The organism is Sediminibacillus terrae, assembly GCF_009602435.1.
In the GTDB taxonomy this organism is placed as follows: Bacteria; Bacillota; Bacilli; order Bacillales; family Amphibacillaceae; genus Sediminibacillus; species Sediminibacillus terrae.
Genome location: NZ_VZDQ01000025.1, coordinates 362,277 through 377,890, shown reverse-complemented (window position 1 = coordinate 377,890; position 15,614 = coordinate 362,277). Strand labels below are relative to the sequence as shown.

Here is a 15,614-nt window from a genome sequence, read left to right as displayed (position 1 = left end):
CAGTGTGGCCGATCACCCTCTCAGGTCGGCTACGCATCGTTGCCTTGGTAGGCCGTTACCCCACCAACTAGCTAATGCGCCGCGGGCCCATCTGTAAGTGACAGCCAAAAGGCCGCCTTTCAACCTTCCTCCATGCGGAGGAAGGTATTACCCGGTATTAGCCCCGGTTTCCCGGAGTTATCCCGATCTTATAGGCAGGTTGCCCACGTGTTACTCACCCGTCCGCCGCTCGTTCCACAGGCTTCACCCCGAAGGGATCTGCCTGCTTCCCGCGCTCGACTTGCATGTATTAGGCACGCCGCCAGCGTTCGTCCTGAGCCAAGATCAAACTCTCCATAAAATGTGAGCTTGCTTGCTCGTTCAAAAAACTAGCTTGTATATCTTGCTTGACATACTGGTTGTTTTGTTCAGTTTTCAAAGATCAAATTGTTTTGTTGCTGTCGAAAACAGCGACTTAATCACTATAACATGCCGTTTTGAAGAAGTCAATATCTTTTTTTGGCTTGTTATTTTGTTTTGCGCCGCTGTCGAAGCGACGATTAATAATATACCATGCAGGCGAGAGAGCGTCAATACATTTTCTCTAAAAAATATCGATCTTTTTCTAGAAACCCGGCACGCCGCTCTACACGCCCGATAACATCTTCTTTCGTCTCGAGCTAACCCTAGCCGGAAGCAAAAATATTTATACCGGCATCGCTTTATACTTCCTATGATAAATCATTTTCCCTTTAGTTTCTTCCCGCACTGGTTCAATTATACCTTTCTCCGTTAAGTATTCCAGCATCGAACTTAAATCGAGTGCATAAGGTTCGATGTCCGGATGGATTTTCAATTCGCCGAAAGTCCAGGCATCCTGTTTGCTGTGCATAATCTCCAATAGATGGGTCGCGCACTTCTTCGCCCTGGTGCTCATAGCAAACTCCAGCGCCAACAGCATCAGTTCCACCCGCTTTTTGATTTCTTCATGACTATTGATCAATTCTTCATATAACTTATATACTTCTATGTCGATCCGCTTCACTTGGTTCCAAACCACCACTTCCGGATGATACCCTTTTTCAATGATAGCCAGGCGCGCCAAATAATGCAGCGACCGGATCACCCTGCTATAAGCGTCCAGGTATTGCTCTGTCTGATACAGATCCTTCGATTCACTGTAGCTGCGCGTCAACTTGGCGAATTCCATCGCCATCTTCAGTTCCCTCTTTTCCTGCGGAAAGCTGCTTAATTCTTCCTTTAACTTGGCAACATATTCGTTACGGTCGAAAACGATCCTTCCGTTGATCACCCATTCGACGGCACGCCTGTAAGTGCTTGTGTCGATCCAATAGGTGAGCAGTTCCTCATCGACGATGTGCATCGCCGCTTTTTTATCATCAAATTCATAATGTTTCACGTACCACGGCTGGTCCGCTTCGTTGGCAATCACCAGCAAGATGACATCGAAATTATCGGTTACCGGGCTTACCGGTTTATTCTTTTCTATGATCAAAACACCCAATGTGTTCGCTTGGCTTGCTCGTTCCTGGTATATAGGACGTAAAATGTCTTTCATGATATTCCTCCATTAATGAGAATAGAAACTTATTCGATAAATACGTGAAAAATCCTTTTTCGACAGACAAGTTTTCCTTGGAATTTTATGCTATACTACCTTTTGTAGAGTTAAGGAGGGAAAGCGTTGGCTTTAAATTATAGCAGTAAGATCAATAAGATCCGAACGTTTGCCTTAAGTCTGGTTTTTATCGGATTCGGGGTCATGTACCTCGGCATTTTGACCAAGAAAATCGAATGGCTGATGGCGATCTTTTTCATACTCGGTTTATTATGTATCGTATTTAGCACGGTCGTTTATTTTTGGATCGGCATGCTGTCCACCCGGGCACGGCAAATCGTCTGCCCTACCTGCAACAAGCCGACCAAGATTCTCGGGCGCGTCGATGCTTGCATGCATTGCAAACAGCCGTTTACCATCGACAAGAATCTCGAAGGCAAAGAATTCGATGAAAAATACAATTCGAAAGAGTATCGCAAGCAGATGAAGAACCAGCATCAAACAAACGACTCCAAATAATTACACATAAAAAAAGAGGCTGTCCGGCGGGGCAGCCTCTTTTTTTAGCTTTCACAGGAAAACCCCTACCGGCATGGTAAGGGCATTGCAGTATTAGTGCTGGGTGGCTTTTTTGCAATGTTCGCATGTTCCGTAGATTTCCATTCGATGATGGCTCACATCAAATCCTGTCACTTTTTGCGCAAGCGACTCCACTTCATCAAGACGCGGATAATGGAAATCGACGATTTTGCCGCAGGAATCACAGATAACATGATAATGATCGGATGTATTGCAGTCGAACCTGCTGGAGGAATCACCGTAAGTCAGCTCCCGGACCAGTCCGATTTCGCGGAATACCCGAAGGTTGTTATAGACCGTCGCGACACTCATGTTCGGGAATTTCCCTTCCAATGCCTTATATATGTCATCAGCGGTCGGATGGATTTCTGCATTCAACAAATATTCTAATACCGCATGACGCTGTGGTGTGATTCTTACGCCTGAATTTTTCAGCCGGCCGACAGCTTCTTGAAGTTGTGCTTCAGACACCGTCATGCACCTCACTTTCACTAAGCTAAATTCTTTAATGATGGCTTCCGTAAAGTCAATCATTACTGGTAGATGCTTTGCTTGATTGTATGGTTGGTTCATTCTATCAATATTATTAGTTTATAATTCTTATAATTAGTGTAACCGGATAAGAAACGTTCTGTCAATAAAAGTATATTAGGCAGCAAGTAAAAATATACTACACGTCCGCCTGCAACGGCAGCTCTTCTCCCCCTGATTGCTGGTTTGCATAGCGGGCTGCCACGAATAAAAAGTCGGACAGCCGGTTCAGGTATGACAGGACAAGCGGTCTTTCCAGCTCATCTTCCAGGGCGACCGCCAGCCTTTCCGCCCGCCTTACAACTGTCCTTGCAGTGTGCAGGGCTGCAGCTCCTGGCTTTCCAGATGGAAGGATAAAGTTCTTCAACGGTTCCAGATGCTCATCCCATTCATCGATTTGTTTTTCCAGTTCATCGATATGGCTTTCCTTCAGTTTCCAAGTCACTTCTTTTCCTTCTGGCGTCGCAAGCTCCGCGCCGACATGGAATAAAATCGTCTGGACACGGTGGAGGACGCCGAGAAATGCATCTTTTCCAGACCAATTCTCTTCGGCAAGATGACTTGCGGCAAGACCAATCATCGAATTGGCTTCATCGCACGTGCCATAAGCCTCCACCCGTATATCGTTTTTCGGTACGCGTTTCCCGTAAATCAAAGACGTTTTCCCTTTATCCCCAGATCGTGTGTAAATCCGCATCTCAGTACCCCCTGTCCAATTGAATGGCGTTGACAAGCTTTCGATCACCGCTCACGTATTTTTCCAGATTCTCTTCAAATATATCCATCGCCCTCGGCAAATATTCGGGAGAAGCGCCGGAGACATGCGGCGTCATCGTCACTTTTTTATGATCCCAAAGTGGATGATCAGCCGGCAGCGGCTCTTGTTCGAATACATCCAGTATGGCGTGGGCGATTTCGCCTCGGTCAAGCGCATCAAGTATCGTCTCACCAGACACCGCATCGCCGCGTCCCATGTTCAGGAAAATGGCCGTTGGTTTCATTTTTTCGAAATGCTCCATGCGAAAAAAGCCCCTTGTTTCCTTGGTACTCGGCAGGATAGAGACGACGAAATCGGCGTTAGGCAAGACGGTTGCCAGATCCTTTTGTGTGTACATCTCGTCAAAGTAGCTTTTTTCGGTTCCGCTGTGCGATACTCCGATTGTTTTCATGCGGAATGCCTTGGCGAGCCGGGCCAACTCCTGTCCGATTGCACCAGCACCGACGATAACCATTGTTTTATTGGAAATTTCCTGAAGGCCGGCCCGTTCGCCACGCGCCCATTGGTGGCTTCGCTGGCTGTCGATGAACAATTCTGTATTGCGGCATACCTGCAGCAGCATGCCGATCGCATATTCAGCCATCGGTATTTTGTGAATTCCCCTGGAATTGGTGACGATAATCCCCTTTTTCTTGATCGCTTCGAACGGCAGCTCATCGATACCGGCTGACAGCACCATGATCCATTTCAACTCGGCCGCCTGTTCAATCAATTCATCGGTCAAATCCTCCCCATAGGTAAGCAGGATATCAGCCGATTGGATGTATGGCCCTGCTTCTTCCATCCCGCTGCAAAATTGGAACTGATGGGACGGATAGGTGGCAGTAAAGTGGTCTTGCATGTATGGTGGGATTTCTGCGGATGATACGATATTCATTGCTTCCCCTCCTGGCAGTAGTTTTACCTCCATGATAACCCTTTCCACACCCGGGAAGAAAGGGAAATGCAGCTTGCTGAAGGCAAAAAAATCAGCGCAAGGCGGTTCCCTGCGCTTTCAAGGTCATCTATATTATAGGGGAGGTTTCAGAATATACTACACGATATGCCGTGGTCCCTCCCCTTGTATAGAAGCTTTGCCTACTTTTTGAAAAAAATCGCGTGATCAGGACAGATTCTCGGGATTCAGTCCTTTCAATGCATCGACGACAAACTCGCCGTCCTTGCGGATCAGCACATCGTCAAAGTAAATCTCCCCTCCACCATATTCCGGCCGCTGGATCAATACCATGTCCCAGTGGACCGACGACTCATTGCCGTTCGGTGCCTCATCATACGCCTCGCCCGGAGTGAAGTGCAGGCTGCCGGCGATTTTTTCGTCAAATAAAATATCGCCCATCGGTTCGGTGATTTTCGGGTTCAATCCAAGGGCGAATTCGCCAATGAAGCGTGCCCCTTCGTCGGTATCGAGGATTTTGTTCAATTCCTCGGTTTTATCCGCAGTCGCTTCGACGATTTTGCCATCTTTAAATGTCAGTGACACATCATGAAAAGTGACGCCGCGATACGGACACGGCGTGTTATAAGTGATCGTTCCGTTGACGCTGTCCTTTACTGGAGCGGTGTACACTTCACCGTCGGGTATGTTCCGTTCCCCGAAGCACATGACCGAAGGAATGTCCTTGATGGAAAAGGTCAAATCGGTACCTTCAGCAGTGATCCGTACTTTATCCGTTTTGTCCATCAGCTGTTTCAACGGGCGCTGTGCCTCTTCCATCTGTTTGTAGTCGACCGTACAGACATCCAACAAATAATCAAAGTAATCATCAAATGTTTTGCCGGCTTTCTGTGCCGCCCCAGGTGTCGGATAGTTCAGCAGCACCCATTTTTTGTTGTCGATCAGGTAATCGTTGGCAGGCTTCATCACGCGCCCGGCCATTTCCCACTTTTCAGCCGAAACGGTACTGAATTCAGCATCGTTCTCTTCCCCGACGATTTGGATAAACGCATCGATATCTTTAAAACGATCCAAATCCCATTTATTTTGCAGGACCAATTGCTCCTCTTTTACTTCTTCTATTTGCAAACGCCGGATTTCATCATCGATCAACTCCGGATAAGGAAGTGCCTGCAGCTGGTATGCCTTTTTCACCAATTCCTTGATCAATGGCTTGGCGTTGGTGTTTCCAGTAATCAATACCTTCTCTCCTGGTTCAATCGTCAAGGAGTGTGTCAGCAATACTTCTGCCAATTCGGTCAGTCTGGTATCTTTCATGTTCTCGCTTCCCTTCTGTTTAGCTGTCTATGCAATATTCGCTTTATGGATGTATATTCCTGTTTTTCATTCGAAAAAACAACCAACGGACGGACGCGTCATCCGTCTCGAGTCGGAGCGAGAGCGTCCAATCTGCACAAGTTATGTAAGGAGCACCCGCCCGCAGACGAGTGCTCCTTCCATCAGCTTAAGTTTTCTTTGATATATTCCAATGCTTCTTCCACATGTCCCTTTACTTTGACTTTGCGGAATTCTTTCTGCAGCTTGCCCTGCTTGTCGATGATGAAGGTCGAGCGTTCGATGCCCATATACTCTTTGCCGAAATTCTTTTTCAGCTTCCAAACGCCGTATGATTCTGCCACTTTATGATCTTCGTCGACCAGCAGCTGGAACGGCAAGTCGTATTTTTCCTGGAACTTCTGATGGCTTGTTTCCGAATCCGGACTTACACCGAGAATGACAGCATCAAGGTCGGCGAAGCTTTGATGGTTGTCACGGAAGTCGCATGCTTCCGTCGTGCAGCCTGGTGTATTGTCCTTCGGATAAAAATAGAGCACGACATTTTTTCCTTCAAAGTCCGAAAGCTTGACGGTTTCTCCCGTGTTTGCTTTCAAAGCAAAATCAGGTGCCAGTTTGCCAATTTCCGTGGTCATGTATGTATCTCCCCTTTTTAATAGATAATGCGGGACCGGGAAGCTTACAGCTCTCCAGTCTCCTCTGCTTACCTACAGGATAGCTCACCCTTGGACAAGATACAACTAATCGTCGTTATCGCTTTCCTGCTTGTTGCTCCCGAATGCCCTCATAAAGTAAGCGGTCGGCAGGAGGACGCCGATAGCAGCTTCAATCAAGGAAACGATACGGGCGATTCCAAGCGGTACGATATCACCATATCCGACGGAAAGAATGGTCTCCCCGCTGAAATAAAGATATGTCTGGAACGAATGCTCGACCGGCTTGCTCCCAGACGGATCAGAATAAACAAGCACTGGACCGTTCATTGATAGAACATAAAACAATAGGGCAAAGCCGAAAGTCATCCCGGCAAGGACAAAAAACAGTTTATAAAACATCGCCCGGTTAAAATAACTCTTTTTAAATGATTTGTTTGTAAAAAAGTAGTACAGATTGACTGCCAAAAATAAGACAATGATGGCCAGCAATACTTTGGACAACATAGCAACAACCCCTTCATTGATCCGTAGGGGTTCTATACCCGGTTGGGCAGGCAGTTATGCCTTGTCCTTTATAAATAAGGGTTATGCTTTTGATAGGAATTGACTTTCTCCTGCTGCCCCTTCTCCTCCATTGATGTCTGCCAGACTTTGAGAAAAAAAGCGGCAGGCAGAATGTAGCCGATCAACGCCTCAGTCAAAGCGAGCACCCGTCCTATGCCTATGGGAATGATATCGCCGTAGCCCACGGTCATCAGAGTGACTCCGCTGAAATAAAGGGCATGCGCCAAAGCCTCCAAAGGCGCGACTCTGGACAGAGAATCCCCCTCGATCAGGACAATGCCATTGAACGATAAAACGAAATACAATAAAGCGAAACCGAGCATGACCGCCAAGTACAGCACGATCAGTGTGTAAAAGATTTCAAATGAAAAATAGCTGCGCTGATAGGATTTATGGAATATAAAAGAATACAGACTGCCGGCAAGCAGCCAAACGATCAATGCGGCAATGATCCAGGTCACTACTCCGCCCCCGATCTTTCGTAAATTGACCTCTTATAGCCTCTGTCTTACTTTTTTATTCCCGAGACGGTATGTTTATGACAAGCCCCCTGCCTTCTGCCTGCATGAGAGGCTTTCCGGTTTGGGGGTTGTTTTTATTTGTTGCTATAATGGAGAGGATTCTATCAATACATGGAGGTTTCGGGATGAATATCGAAAAGTCGAAACAATTACATACAGAGGCTCAGGAACATATCGTAGGCGGGGTCAATTCCCCTTCCCGCGCTTATAAAGGAGTAGGCGGTGGCACCCCGGTCTACATGGAGCGCGGAAAAGGAGCTTATTTCTGGGATGTCGATGGCAATAAGTACATCGATTATCTGGCTGCGTATGGCCCGATCATCACCGGGCATGCCCATCCGCATATCACCGAGGCCATCACCAATGCGGCTCAAAATGGTGTATTATACGGAACACCGACAGCATTGGAAAACAAATTTGCCAGAATGCTCAAAGAAGCGATCCCTTCCTTGGAAAAGGTCCGCTTTGTCAATTCCGGGACGGAAGCGGTAATGACAACCATCCGTGTCGCCCGCGCCTACACGAACCGCAACAAAATCGTCAAGTTTGCCGGCAGTTATCACGGACACTCCGATCCGGTGCTTGTCCAGGCCGGTTCCGGACCATCCACATTGGGAACACCGGACTCTGCCGGAGTGCCCAAGGCGATTGCCCAGGATGTGATCACAGTTCCTTTCAATGACATAGATGCCTATAAAGAAGCAATCCGCCATTGGGGCGATGAGGTCGCAGCCGTCCTGGTCGAGCCGATTGTCGGCAATTTCGGCATTGTCGAGCCGAAGCCAGGATTCCTGGAAGAAGTCAATGAAGTCACCCATAACGCTGGTGCGCTGGTGATTTACGATGAAGTCATCACTGCGTTCCGTTTTACTTACGGCAGTGCCCAACAGTTATTGAATGTGGAACCGGACATGACAGCGATGGGCAAAATCATCGGCGGCGGGCTGCCAATAGGAGCATATGGCGGACGCAAGGACATCATGGAACAGGTTGCACCGCTAGGACCCGCTTATCAGGCCGGAACGATGGCCGGGAACCCGGCATCCATGTCCGCGGGTATCGCCTGTCTGGAAGTGCTCAACCAGCCTGGAGTCTATGAGAAAATGGACAAGCTGGGCGAAAAACTGGAGCAAGGAATCCTGGAACATGCCCGTCAACACAATATTCAAATAACCATCAACCGGCTGATTGGCGCCTTGACCGTCTTCTTTACCGACAAACAGGTAGAAAACTATGAAGACGCAGAAAATACCGATGGAGACATGTTCGGCAAGTTCTTCAAGCTGATGCTGGAGCAAGGGATCAATCTGGCGCCTTCCAAATATGAAGCATGGTTCCTGACCACCGAACATACTGAGGAAGATATTAATCAAACCCTCGATGCAGTAAGAAATGCCTTTGCTGAAATGAGTGAATAATATTTTTTTGTAAAAAGCTTCCGGTCTCCGCCGGGAGCTTTTTCAGGTTTTTTAAAAGTAAGTTTAATGGTTTGCAACTCACAAGCACAAAGTGATCCAGAGAAGATTGAAGCTATCCTCGAGGAATGCGGGGCAGCACCTTTACGATGATTTTGATTACAAACTAAGACCAGCATAGGATTTTTTCATTCCCTCCTCCGTCAAGAATTGTTTTAATCACAGAAACAATTTATTTTTATGCAATATTTTGAATATTTAATTGAATCGACTGCCCGACTGTGATAAAATAAAAGGTGAAAATTTTAATAATTTTCAATCATTCGTGCTTTTTGTCAGTTTGTTTGACTTCCCTTCCAAAGCATGAAAGTCTTGAATCTCTGCCATTCCGGCAGGGATTTTTTTTGTGTTCTGCACACTTGGTGCAATCCTTAATATTTCCAGTTTGGCGGAATAGAATGATGTAAGCAGTTTATCTTTTTGCCGTTTTGATAACAAAAAAACAACAGCTGCGCTATACTTTAATTATACAGAGGAATTGGGAGGGACCTACATATGAAACTCGGGGCACGAATGCTGAAAACAGGTCTGGCGGTCGCTATTTCTCTATATATCGCCACGCTTGCCGGTCTGCCTACTCCGATTTTTGCTGGCATTGCCGCTGTATTCGCTGTACAGCCGTCAATTTACCGTTCTTTTCAATCGATTGTCGAACAAATCCAAGCCAATATCATCGGTGCAGTCACCGCGATTCTCATCGTCCTTACCCTGGGCAATGATCCGTTCGTGATCGGCTTTACCACCATCCTCGTCATCGGGATGTGCATCAAACTGAACATGAACCAGTCCACGATGATGCTGGCCGTTGTCGCGGTCATCGCCATCATGGAATCGACGGAAATGGAATTTATCACATTCGCCTTCATGCGTTTTTCCTCCTTGACTCTGGGGATTTTGGCGGCGTTTGTCGTCAATCTGTTTTTCCTGCCGCCGAAATACGAAACGAAGCTTTTTCAAAAAATCGACCGGACTACTTCCGACATTTTGCAGTGGCTCCGCGTCACGACGCGTCATTTATCGGACGAGCCGGCACTCAAAGGGGAAATCGAGCGCATTCAGGATGAAATTCGTTACATCGATCAAACCTACATTTTTTATGCCGAGGAACGGACCTATTTAAAAAAGAACCAATACAGCAAGGCACGGAAGCTGATTGTTTTCCGCCAGCTGATCGCTTGCACGAAAAAGTCATTCGACGTTCTCCAGGCCTTCAACCGACTCGGCGAAAAAATCGAGACCATTCCGAAGAACTTTCAGGAGGTGCTCATTCAGGAGCTCGATAAGGTCATCCATTCGCATGAAAAATTGATCTTAAGTTCGATGGGCCGTATCCGTAAAGACCATAAAGAAACATTGCGGCTGATCAGCGAGCCTGATTTGCTGCGGCTTGTCGAGACCTTGATCCATGTCTATCAAGGAGAAGAGGAAGAAAGGCTGGTCTTTCTTCCGTTGGCGGCTCAACTGATGGAATACCACCACGAATTGAAGCATTTACGACGGCTTTTGAAAAGCTACCAGCAATACCATCAGGATGAAAAATTCAACGTCACACCTGAATACAAAAAATAAGGCAGGGACAAAAGCCTTGTGATCAAAATGAAAACCGAACGATTCGTTCGGTTTTTTTATGAGCAATAAGCAAACGATCTACCCTATGAAAAGTGCAACACCACCCCGGCAAGGTACGGAGACTCCTACGGGAACTGCACGAGCTGAAAATACCGCAAGAAAGCGGTTGGTGCTTTCTGAGGAAGTTGAAGCCGTGCCCGTGGAACGCGTAGTATCTTGCCGTAGCGATTCGAAGCACGCATCAAACAACAGGATTAAAAGAGAATATACAACTAAAAACCGAACGAATTAAATTGCCAGTTAGAATTCGCTCGGTTTTTGCTTTGGTGGCCATGCTTTTGTCCAAAGCTCTACTTATGTCCCCAAATATTCAGTTGTTGTCGAGTCATCTAGCTGCTGGACCTGATAAAGATTGTAATAATTGCCTTTCAAGTTCATCAGCTCATGATGGGATCCTTCTTCTTTGATTTCTCCGTTTTCGATCAGCACGATTCTGTCGGCGTGGGTGATGGTCGACAGCCTGTGGGCGACGATGAAGGTCGTCCGATTGGAAGCAAGTTTTTCAAGCGCCTCCTGAATCAAATGCTCGCTCTCCAAATCGAGTGCTGAAGTTGCTTCATCCAGTATGAGGATCGGCGGGTTTTTCAAAAATACCCGGGCGATGGCTATCCGCTGTTTTTGTCCGCCGGAAAGCTTGACCCCACGCTCGCCGACCATGGTGTCATAACCGTCGGAAAGCCCTGTGATGAACTCATGGGCGTTTGCCGCTTTGGCTGCACGGATCACTTCTTCATCGCTGGCATATGGATTCCCCATCCTGATGTTCATGGAAATTGATTCGCTGAACAAAATATTGTCCTGCAGCACCATGCCGATTTTATCCCGCAAGGAACGGGCTTCGACATCACGTATATCTGTCCCGTCAATTTTGATGCTGCCTCCGGTGACATCGTAAAAACGCGGAATCAAGCTTATCAGTGTCGATTTACCGCCGCCGCTCATCCCGACAAATGCAATCGTTTCGCCTTTTTTCACATCAAGGGACACATCGTGAAGAACGAGCGCTTCCTCGTCGGTGTATTTGAACTGAACATGGTCGAACTTCACATCACCGTGCACTTCTTTCAATTCCTTGGCATCCGGCTTATCGATGATATCGTAATCTTCATCCAGGAATTCAAACACCCGGTCCATCGACGCAATCGACTGCACCAATACGGTAGAGGAGCTGATCAATCGTCTTAAGGGACTGTAAACCCTGTCCATGTACCCGACGAAAGCAGCCATCGTACCTACAGTAAGTCCGCCTGTGATGGCAAAATAACCGGCAAAGCCGATAACGAGCAACGGCGCCAAATCGGTGATCGTATTGGTCACCGCGAAGGTTTTAGCGTTCCAAGAGGTATGCTGGAGCGCTTTATCCAGGAAGTTCGAATTTTGCTGGTCGAACTGTTCTTGTTCATAATCTTCCAATGCAAAGCTTCTGGTAACCGGCATCCCCTGCACGCGTTCATGCAAATGGCCCTGAACCTGGGCGAGTGCTTGGGAGCGGTCCCTGGTCAGGCTGCGCAGCCTCCCGTAAAACAGTTTGACAGCAAATCCATAGAACGGGAATAAGGCCACTGCCACAAGGGTGAGCCAGACATTCATGGACAACATAATCGCAATCGCGATCAAAATCGTTATCATATCCAGCCAAATATTCATCAGACCGGTCATGACAAAGTTTTTCGTTTGCTCGACGTCATGGATGACACGGGAAATAATTTCCCCCGTCTTCGTCTGTGAATAGAAACGCAAACTCAATTTCTGTATGTGGTCAAACAGCTTATCTCTGATATCGTATAAAATCTTATTTCCTGTCCACTGGGCCAGATATTGCCGTATATATTCAATCGGCGGCCGGGCCACCAGAAAGACGACAAATGCCCCGCCCATGAGCCAGAATAATTCGGACAGTTTCTCCGCATTCGTCAAATCATCGGCTCCGATTATATTATCGATTACATACTTGACGATCAACGGCATCAGTAAAGGGATTCCAAATTTGACAATCCCGATCAGCACCGTCCAAAGGATTCTCCATTTATAAGGCCAGACAAATGCCATGTATCTTTTTATACTGTCCAAGGTGTCCACCTCTCTCTCTCTGTTGCTGTATGTTTTTCTTGTTTATCTTTAACCTGCCCCTGCATAATCAAACGCCTTTCATATAAATGAGCGCCGGCACGGTCATCTGGTGTGCCGCTTACACATATAAGAAGCAGCATTTGCTTCGGCAAGGGGATTTTCTATGAAAGCTGATTGATCCCCGGGAACTTGAGCGACTTTGACGGAAAGAAGAGCGATTTCCAGCTTAAGTAGAGCGACTTTCATGAAAAGATGAGCAACTCACACAAACTGGAGCGACTTTTCCACAAAGAAGAGCGATTTCCAGCTTAAGTAGAGCGACTTTCATGAAAAGATGAGCAACTCACACAAACCGGAGCGACTTTTCCGTAAAGATGAGCGATTTCCAGCCTAAGTGGAGCGACTTTCACAAAAAGATGATCAACTCACACAAACTGGAGCGACTTTTCCGCAAAGATGAGCGACTCTCGCCCTAAGTGGAGCGACTTTCACTAAAAGATGATCAACTAACGCGAACTGGAGCGACTTTTCCACAAAGAAGAGCGTTTTCCAGCTTAAGTGGAGCGACTTTCACTAAAAGATGATCAACTAACGTCCTAAGTAGAGCGACTTTCCAGTAATTTTGCTGGCTCTAAAAGAAGCAAAAACATATCATCGGCCATTTTGCCAAAAACGCAAGAAAAACCTTGCCGCCCGTATCGGTGACAAGGATCCTTAAACATGTGCCTGTTTTCCAGATAGAAAGAAAAGCTTACCGGTAGGTCAAATAACGTTCATACCACTGGTCGACGAATTCGGGTGCGAACGGTCCCTTTCTTTGTCTGATCCAATGGATGAGGTATTCTACATGGTTCCATAAAATCCGGTCGACTACCTTTGGATAATTCATTTCCCGTTTATGCTGCTCATACTCGTCTTCATCCAACAAGTTAAACGTCATGTCCGGGAATACTTTGATATCCAGGTCATAATCAATGTACTTCAGTGCTTCCTCGTCGAAGACAAATGGCGAGCTGATATTACAGTAATAATAAATGCCATCATTGCGCAGCATGCCTATCACATTGAACCAATACTTGGAATGAAAGTAACAAATTGCGGGTTCCCTTGTTATCCATGTCCGTCCGTCGCTTTCCGTGACCAAGGTTCGATCGTTAGCTCCTATCACAACGTTCCGCGTGCCCTTTAACACCGTACTGCTTTCCCAAACGCGATGGAGCTGGCCATTGTGCTTATAACTTTGGATTTGCATTTTCGAACCAGGTTGCGGGCCAGCCATCATATCTCCCTTTCTTTTTTTAAAAAGTATTTTTATTTACTAATCCAATTATAACGATAATAAATTCTAAATGGAAATGATAGACTGCGGGCCAGCGATGAAGTCTGGTCACAAATCCTGATGGAGCCAATAGAAAAGGAGCTCTCAACGGGTGAGAGAGCTCCTTTTGTCTGAATTATTCGGGGGTTGAAAAGTTATTTCTTTTTTGCTTGAGACTTTTGGTTTTGCTTTCTTACTTGCTGAGCGTCAGTCTCAGAAGCAAATTCTGTTCCAAACTGGCCAGCTTGGCCTGCTTGTGCGCCTGCTTGACCTGCTTTGCCGCGGGCAGCTTTTTGGTTTTGCTTTCTTACCTGCTGAGCGTCAGTCTCAGAAGCAAATTCTGTTCCAAACTGTTGACCTTGTGCAGCCTGTTGATTTTGCTGTCTTACTTTTTGAGCGTTAGTTTGGCTTGGGTTATTGTTTTTAGCCATCTCATATCACCTCCGCACCCATTAATTTCTCCAATAGGCGGGATGTTATCCGGAGGAATCCGGCAAGAAACTTATCCAATCGGACCAAATACTTCCAATCAGGAATAAAAATGGCTTGGACGCTCTAAAATAAGCAAAAGACGCTCATTCTGCGTGTTTGAGCATTTTTTGATGGGAAACAGGAAACGGATACTGCTCCAATGCTTCCTTTGCAACAAATCGACTTGAGCCATTTTTCAAGCTGCCCCCTGTGACTGTTGCTTCCATGACTTGAACATCCCAAACCAAATGGGAAAAAACATGCTTGATCCGGTCGATTTGCCCGCCGATTTTAATATCAACACCATACACCTGGCTGAACCAGTGGGCGGCATGGTCTTCATCCGTTTCAGCCAATGGAGCCATCGGAAACTGCCAGAGACTGGCAAGCAAGCCGGTATCCGGCCTTTGCTCGATCAGGTAATTACCCTGTTCATCCTTTACAAGGAAAGCAAAATAACCGACTTGTTTTTGTTTTTTGGCTTTTGTTTTCACCGGCAGGTCCTGCTGGACTCCTTCGGCGAACGCCCGGCAGTGGCTCTGGACGGGACAAAGCATGCAGGAAGGCGTAGTCGGCGTACAGACAAGCGCGCCAAGCTCCATCAGCCCTTGATTGAAAGCGGAAGGATCCTCATGGGAAATGACCGCTTTTACGGCGGATTCAAACGTTTTTCTCGTTTTCGGCTTGGCGATATCCTCGTCAATCAAGAGCACCCTCGATAAAACGCGCATGACATTTCCGTCGACTGCCGGCTCTGGCTGATCATAGGCGATGCTCAGGATTGCCCCTTTGGTATAAGGACCGACACCTTTAAGGGCACCTAGCTGTTTTGCATCTGCGGGCACTTTACTGTTATAGGTAGCAGCGACTTCTTTGACCGCGTTTTGCAGATTCCGCGCACGGGAATAGTAACCTAGACCTTCCCACGCTTTCAGTACTTCCTGCTCGTCTGCTTCGGCCAGGTCATCAAGCGTCGGGAATTTTTCCATGAAGCGTCGGAAATAAGGAATTACGGTGTCTACCTTTGTTTGCTGAAGCATGATTTCGGATACCCATACTTTATAAGGGTCTTTGTTTTCGCGCCAGGGGAGCTGACGTTGTTCCTGATAAAACCAGTCGATCAAATCGGCTTGAAATCCGGCCGTATCGAAATGGTTGATCGTTTCTGTTACTTGCTCATTTTTCATTGTTTTTCATCCTTCGTGGTACAATATCATAAGTACAATTCAACGTT

The 15,614-nt window shown here is 46.8% G+C and carries 15 protein-coding genes and 1 rRNA gene; 3 read left to right on the top strand and 13 right to left on the bottom strand.

All coding sequences use genetic code 11. The annotated features are described in order from the left end of the window. Positions 1 to 340: ribosomal RNA gene (locus tag F6X55_RS15265) — 16S ribosomal RNA — on the bottom strand; the annotation flags it as partial. A gap of 345 nt (positions 341 to 685) precedes the next feature. Then, positions 686 to 1,558, bottom strand: coding sequence for a nucleotidyltransferase-like protein (locus tag F6X55_RS15260; protein WP_153464576.1), 873 nt, complete (start codon positions 1,556 to 1,558; stop codon positions 686 to 688). 126 nt (positions 1,559 to 1,684) lie between these two features. Here F6X55_RS15260 and F6X55_RS15255 point away from each other — a divergent pair, with 126 nt between their 5' ends. Continuing rightward, positions 1,685 to 2,077 carry a YgzB family protein gene (locus F6X55_RS15255; RefSeq protein ID WP_153464574.1) on the top strand — a complete coding sequence of 131 codons (393 nt, stop codon included), beginning with the start codon at positions 1,685 to 1,687 and terminating at the stop codon, positions 2,075 to 2,077. A 93-nt stretch (positions 2,078 to 2,170) separates the two neighbouring features. On the opposite strand, the gene perR is transcribed toward F6X55_RS15255, so the two are convergent. From perR to F6X55_RS15220, 7 genes are all read right to left on the bottom strand, one after another. After that, positions 2,171 to 2,614 carry a peroxide-responsive transcriptional repressor PerR gene (gene perR / locus F6X55_RS15250; RefSeq protein ID WP_035426538.1) on the bottom strand — a complete coding sequence of 148 codons (444 nt, stop codon included), beginning with the start codon at positions 2,612 to 2,614 and terminating at the stop codon, positions 2,171 to 2,173. A gap of 193 nt (positions 2,615 to 2,807) precedes the next feature. Further along, entirely contained in the window at positions 2,808 to 3,365 is a 558-nt protein-coding gene (locus F6X55_RS15245) for a cob(I)yrinic acid a,c-diamide adenosyltransferase (RefSeq protein WP_026569381.1), read from the bottom strand. 1 nt (position 3,366) lies between these two features. Beyond that, entirely contained in the window at positions 3,367 to 4,323 is a 957-nt protein-coding gene (locus tag F6X55_RS15240; protein ID WP_153464572.1) for a D-2-hydroxyacid dehydrogenase, read from the bottom strand. A 225-nt stretch (positions 4,324 to 4,548) separates the two neighbouring features. Beyond that, positions 4,549 to 5,658 carry an aminopeptidase gene (locus F6X55_RS15235; protein ID WP_153464570.1) on the bottom strand — a complete coding sequence of 370 codons (1,110 nt, stop codon included), beginning with the start codon at positions 5,656 to 5,658 and terminating at the stop codon, positions 4,549 to 4,551. A 182-nt stretch (positions 5,659 to 5,840) separates the two neighbouring features. Then, complete coding sequence (gene bcp, locus F6X55_RS15230; RefSeq protein ID WP_026770727.1) at positions 5,841 to 6,311, bottom strand: thioredoxin-dependent thiol peroxidase; 471 nt, start codon at positions 6,309 to 6,311, stop codon at positions 5,841 to 5,843. Between the two features lie 105 nt (positions 6,312 to 6,416). Beyond that, positions 6,417 to 6,836: a potassium channel family protein gene (locus F6X55_RS15225; protein ID WP_035426537.1), complete on the bottom strand. Its 420-nt coding sequence runs from the start codon at positions 6,834 to 6,836 to the stop codon at positions 6,417 to 6,419. Between the two features lie 68 nt (positions 6,837 to 6,904). Beyond that, the gene (locus tag F6X55_RS15220; protein WP_026770729.1) at positions 6,905 to 7,357 is read right to left on the bottom strand and encodes a potassium channel family protein; all 453 of its coding nucleotides are present in this window, start codon (positions 7,355 to 7,357) and stop codon (positions 6,905 to 6,907) included. Between the two features lie 185 nt (positions 7,358 to 7,542). On the opposite strand from F6X55_RS15220, the gene F6X55_RS15215 reads away from it, so the two are divergent. Both F6X55_RS15215 and F6X55_RS15210 read left to right on the top strand, forming a co-directional pair. Further along, entirely contained in the window at positions 7,543 to 8,835 is a 1,293-nt protein-coding gene (locus tag F6X55_RS15215; RefSeq protein WP_153464568.1) for a glutamate-1-semialdehyde 2,1-aminomutase, read from the top strand. Positions 8,836 to 9,387: 552 nt separating this feature from the next. Continuing rightward, positions 9,388 to 10,461 carry an FUSC family protein gene (locus F6X55_RS15210; protein ID WP_026569374.1) on the top strand — a complete coding sequence of 358 codons (1,074 nt, stop codon included), beginning with the start codon at positions 9,388 to 9,390 and terminating at the stop codon, positions 10,459 to 10,461. A 354-nt stretch (positions 10,462 to 10,815) separates the two neighbouring features. Here F6X55_RS15210 and F6X55_RS15205 read toward each other — a convergent pair whose 3' ends face one another. The 4 genes from F6X55_RS15205 to mutY all read right to left on the bottom strand — a co-directional run bounded on the left by F6X55_RS15205 (position 10,816) and on the right by mutY (position 15,567). Beyond that, entirely contained in the window at positions 10,816 to 12,591 is a 1,776-nt protein-coding gene (locus F6X55_RS15205) for an ABC transporter ATP-binding protein (RefSeq protein WP_026569373.1), read from the bottom strand. A gap of 751 nt (positions 12,592 to 13,342) precedes the next feature. Then, positions 13,343 to 13,870, bottom strand: coding sequence for a nucleoside tri-diphosphate phosphatase (ntdP, locus tag F6X55_RS15200; protein WP_026569371.1), 528 nt, complete (start codon positions 13,868 to 13,870; stop codon positions 13,343 to 13,345). A 194-nt stretch (positions 13,871 to 14,064) separates the two neighbouring features. Next, positions 14,065 to 14,340 carry a gamma-type small acid-soluble spore protein gene (locus F6X55_RS15195; protein ID WP_026770734.1) on the bottom strand — a complete coding sequence of 92 codons (276 nt, stop codon included), beginning with the start codon at positions 14,338 to 14,340 and terminating at the stop codon, positions 14,065 to 14,067. A 144-nt stretch (positions 14,341 to 14,484) separates the two neighbouring features. Beyond that, the gene (mutY, locus tag F6X55_RS15190) at positions 14,485 to 15,567 is read right to left on the bottom strand and encodes an A/G-specific adenine glycosylase (protein WP_153464566.1); all 1,083 of its coding nucleotides are present in this window, start codon (positions 15,565 to 15,567) and stop codon (positions 14,485 to 14,487) included. Between the last annotated feature and the right edge of the window lie 47 nt (positions 15,568 to 15,614).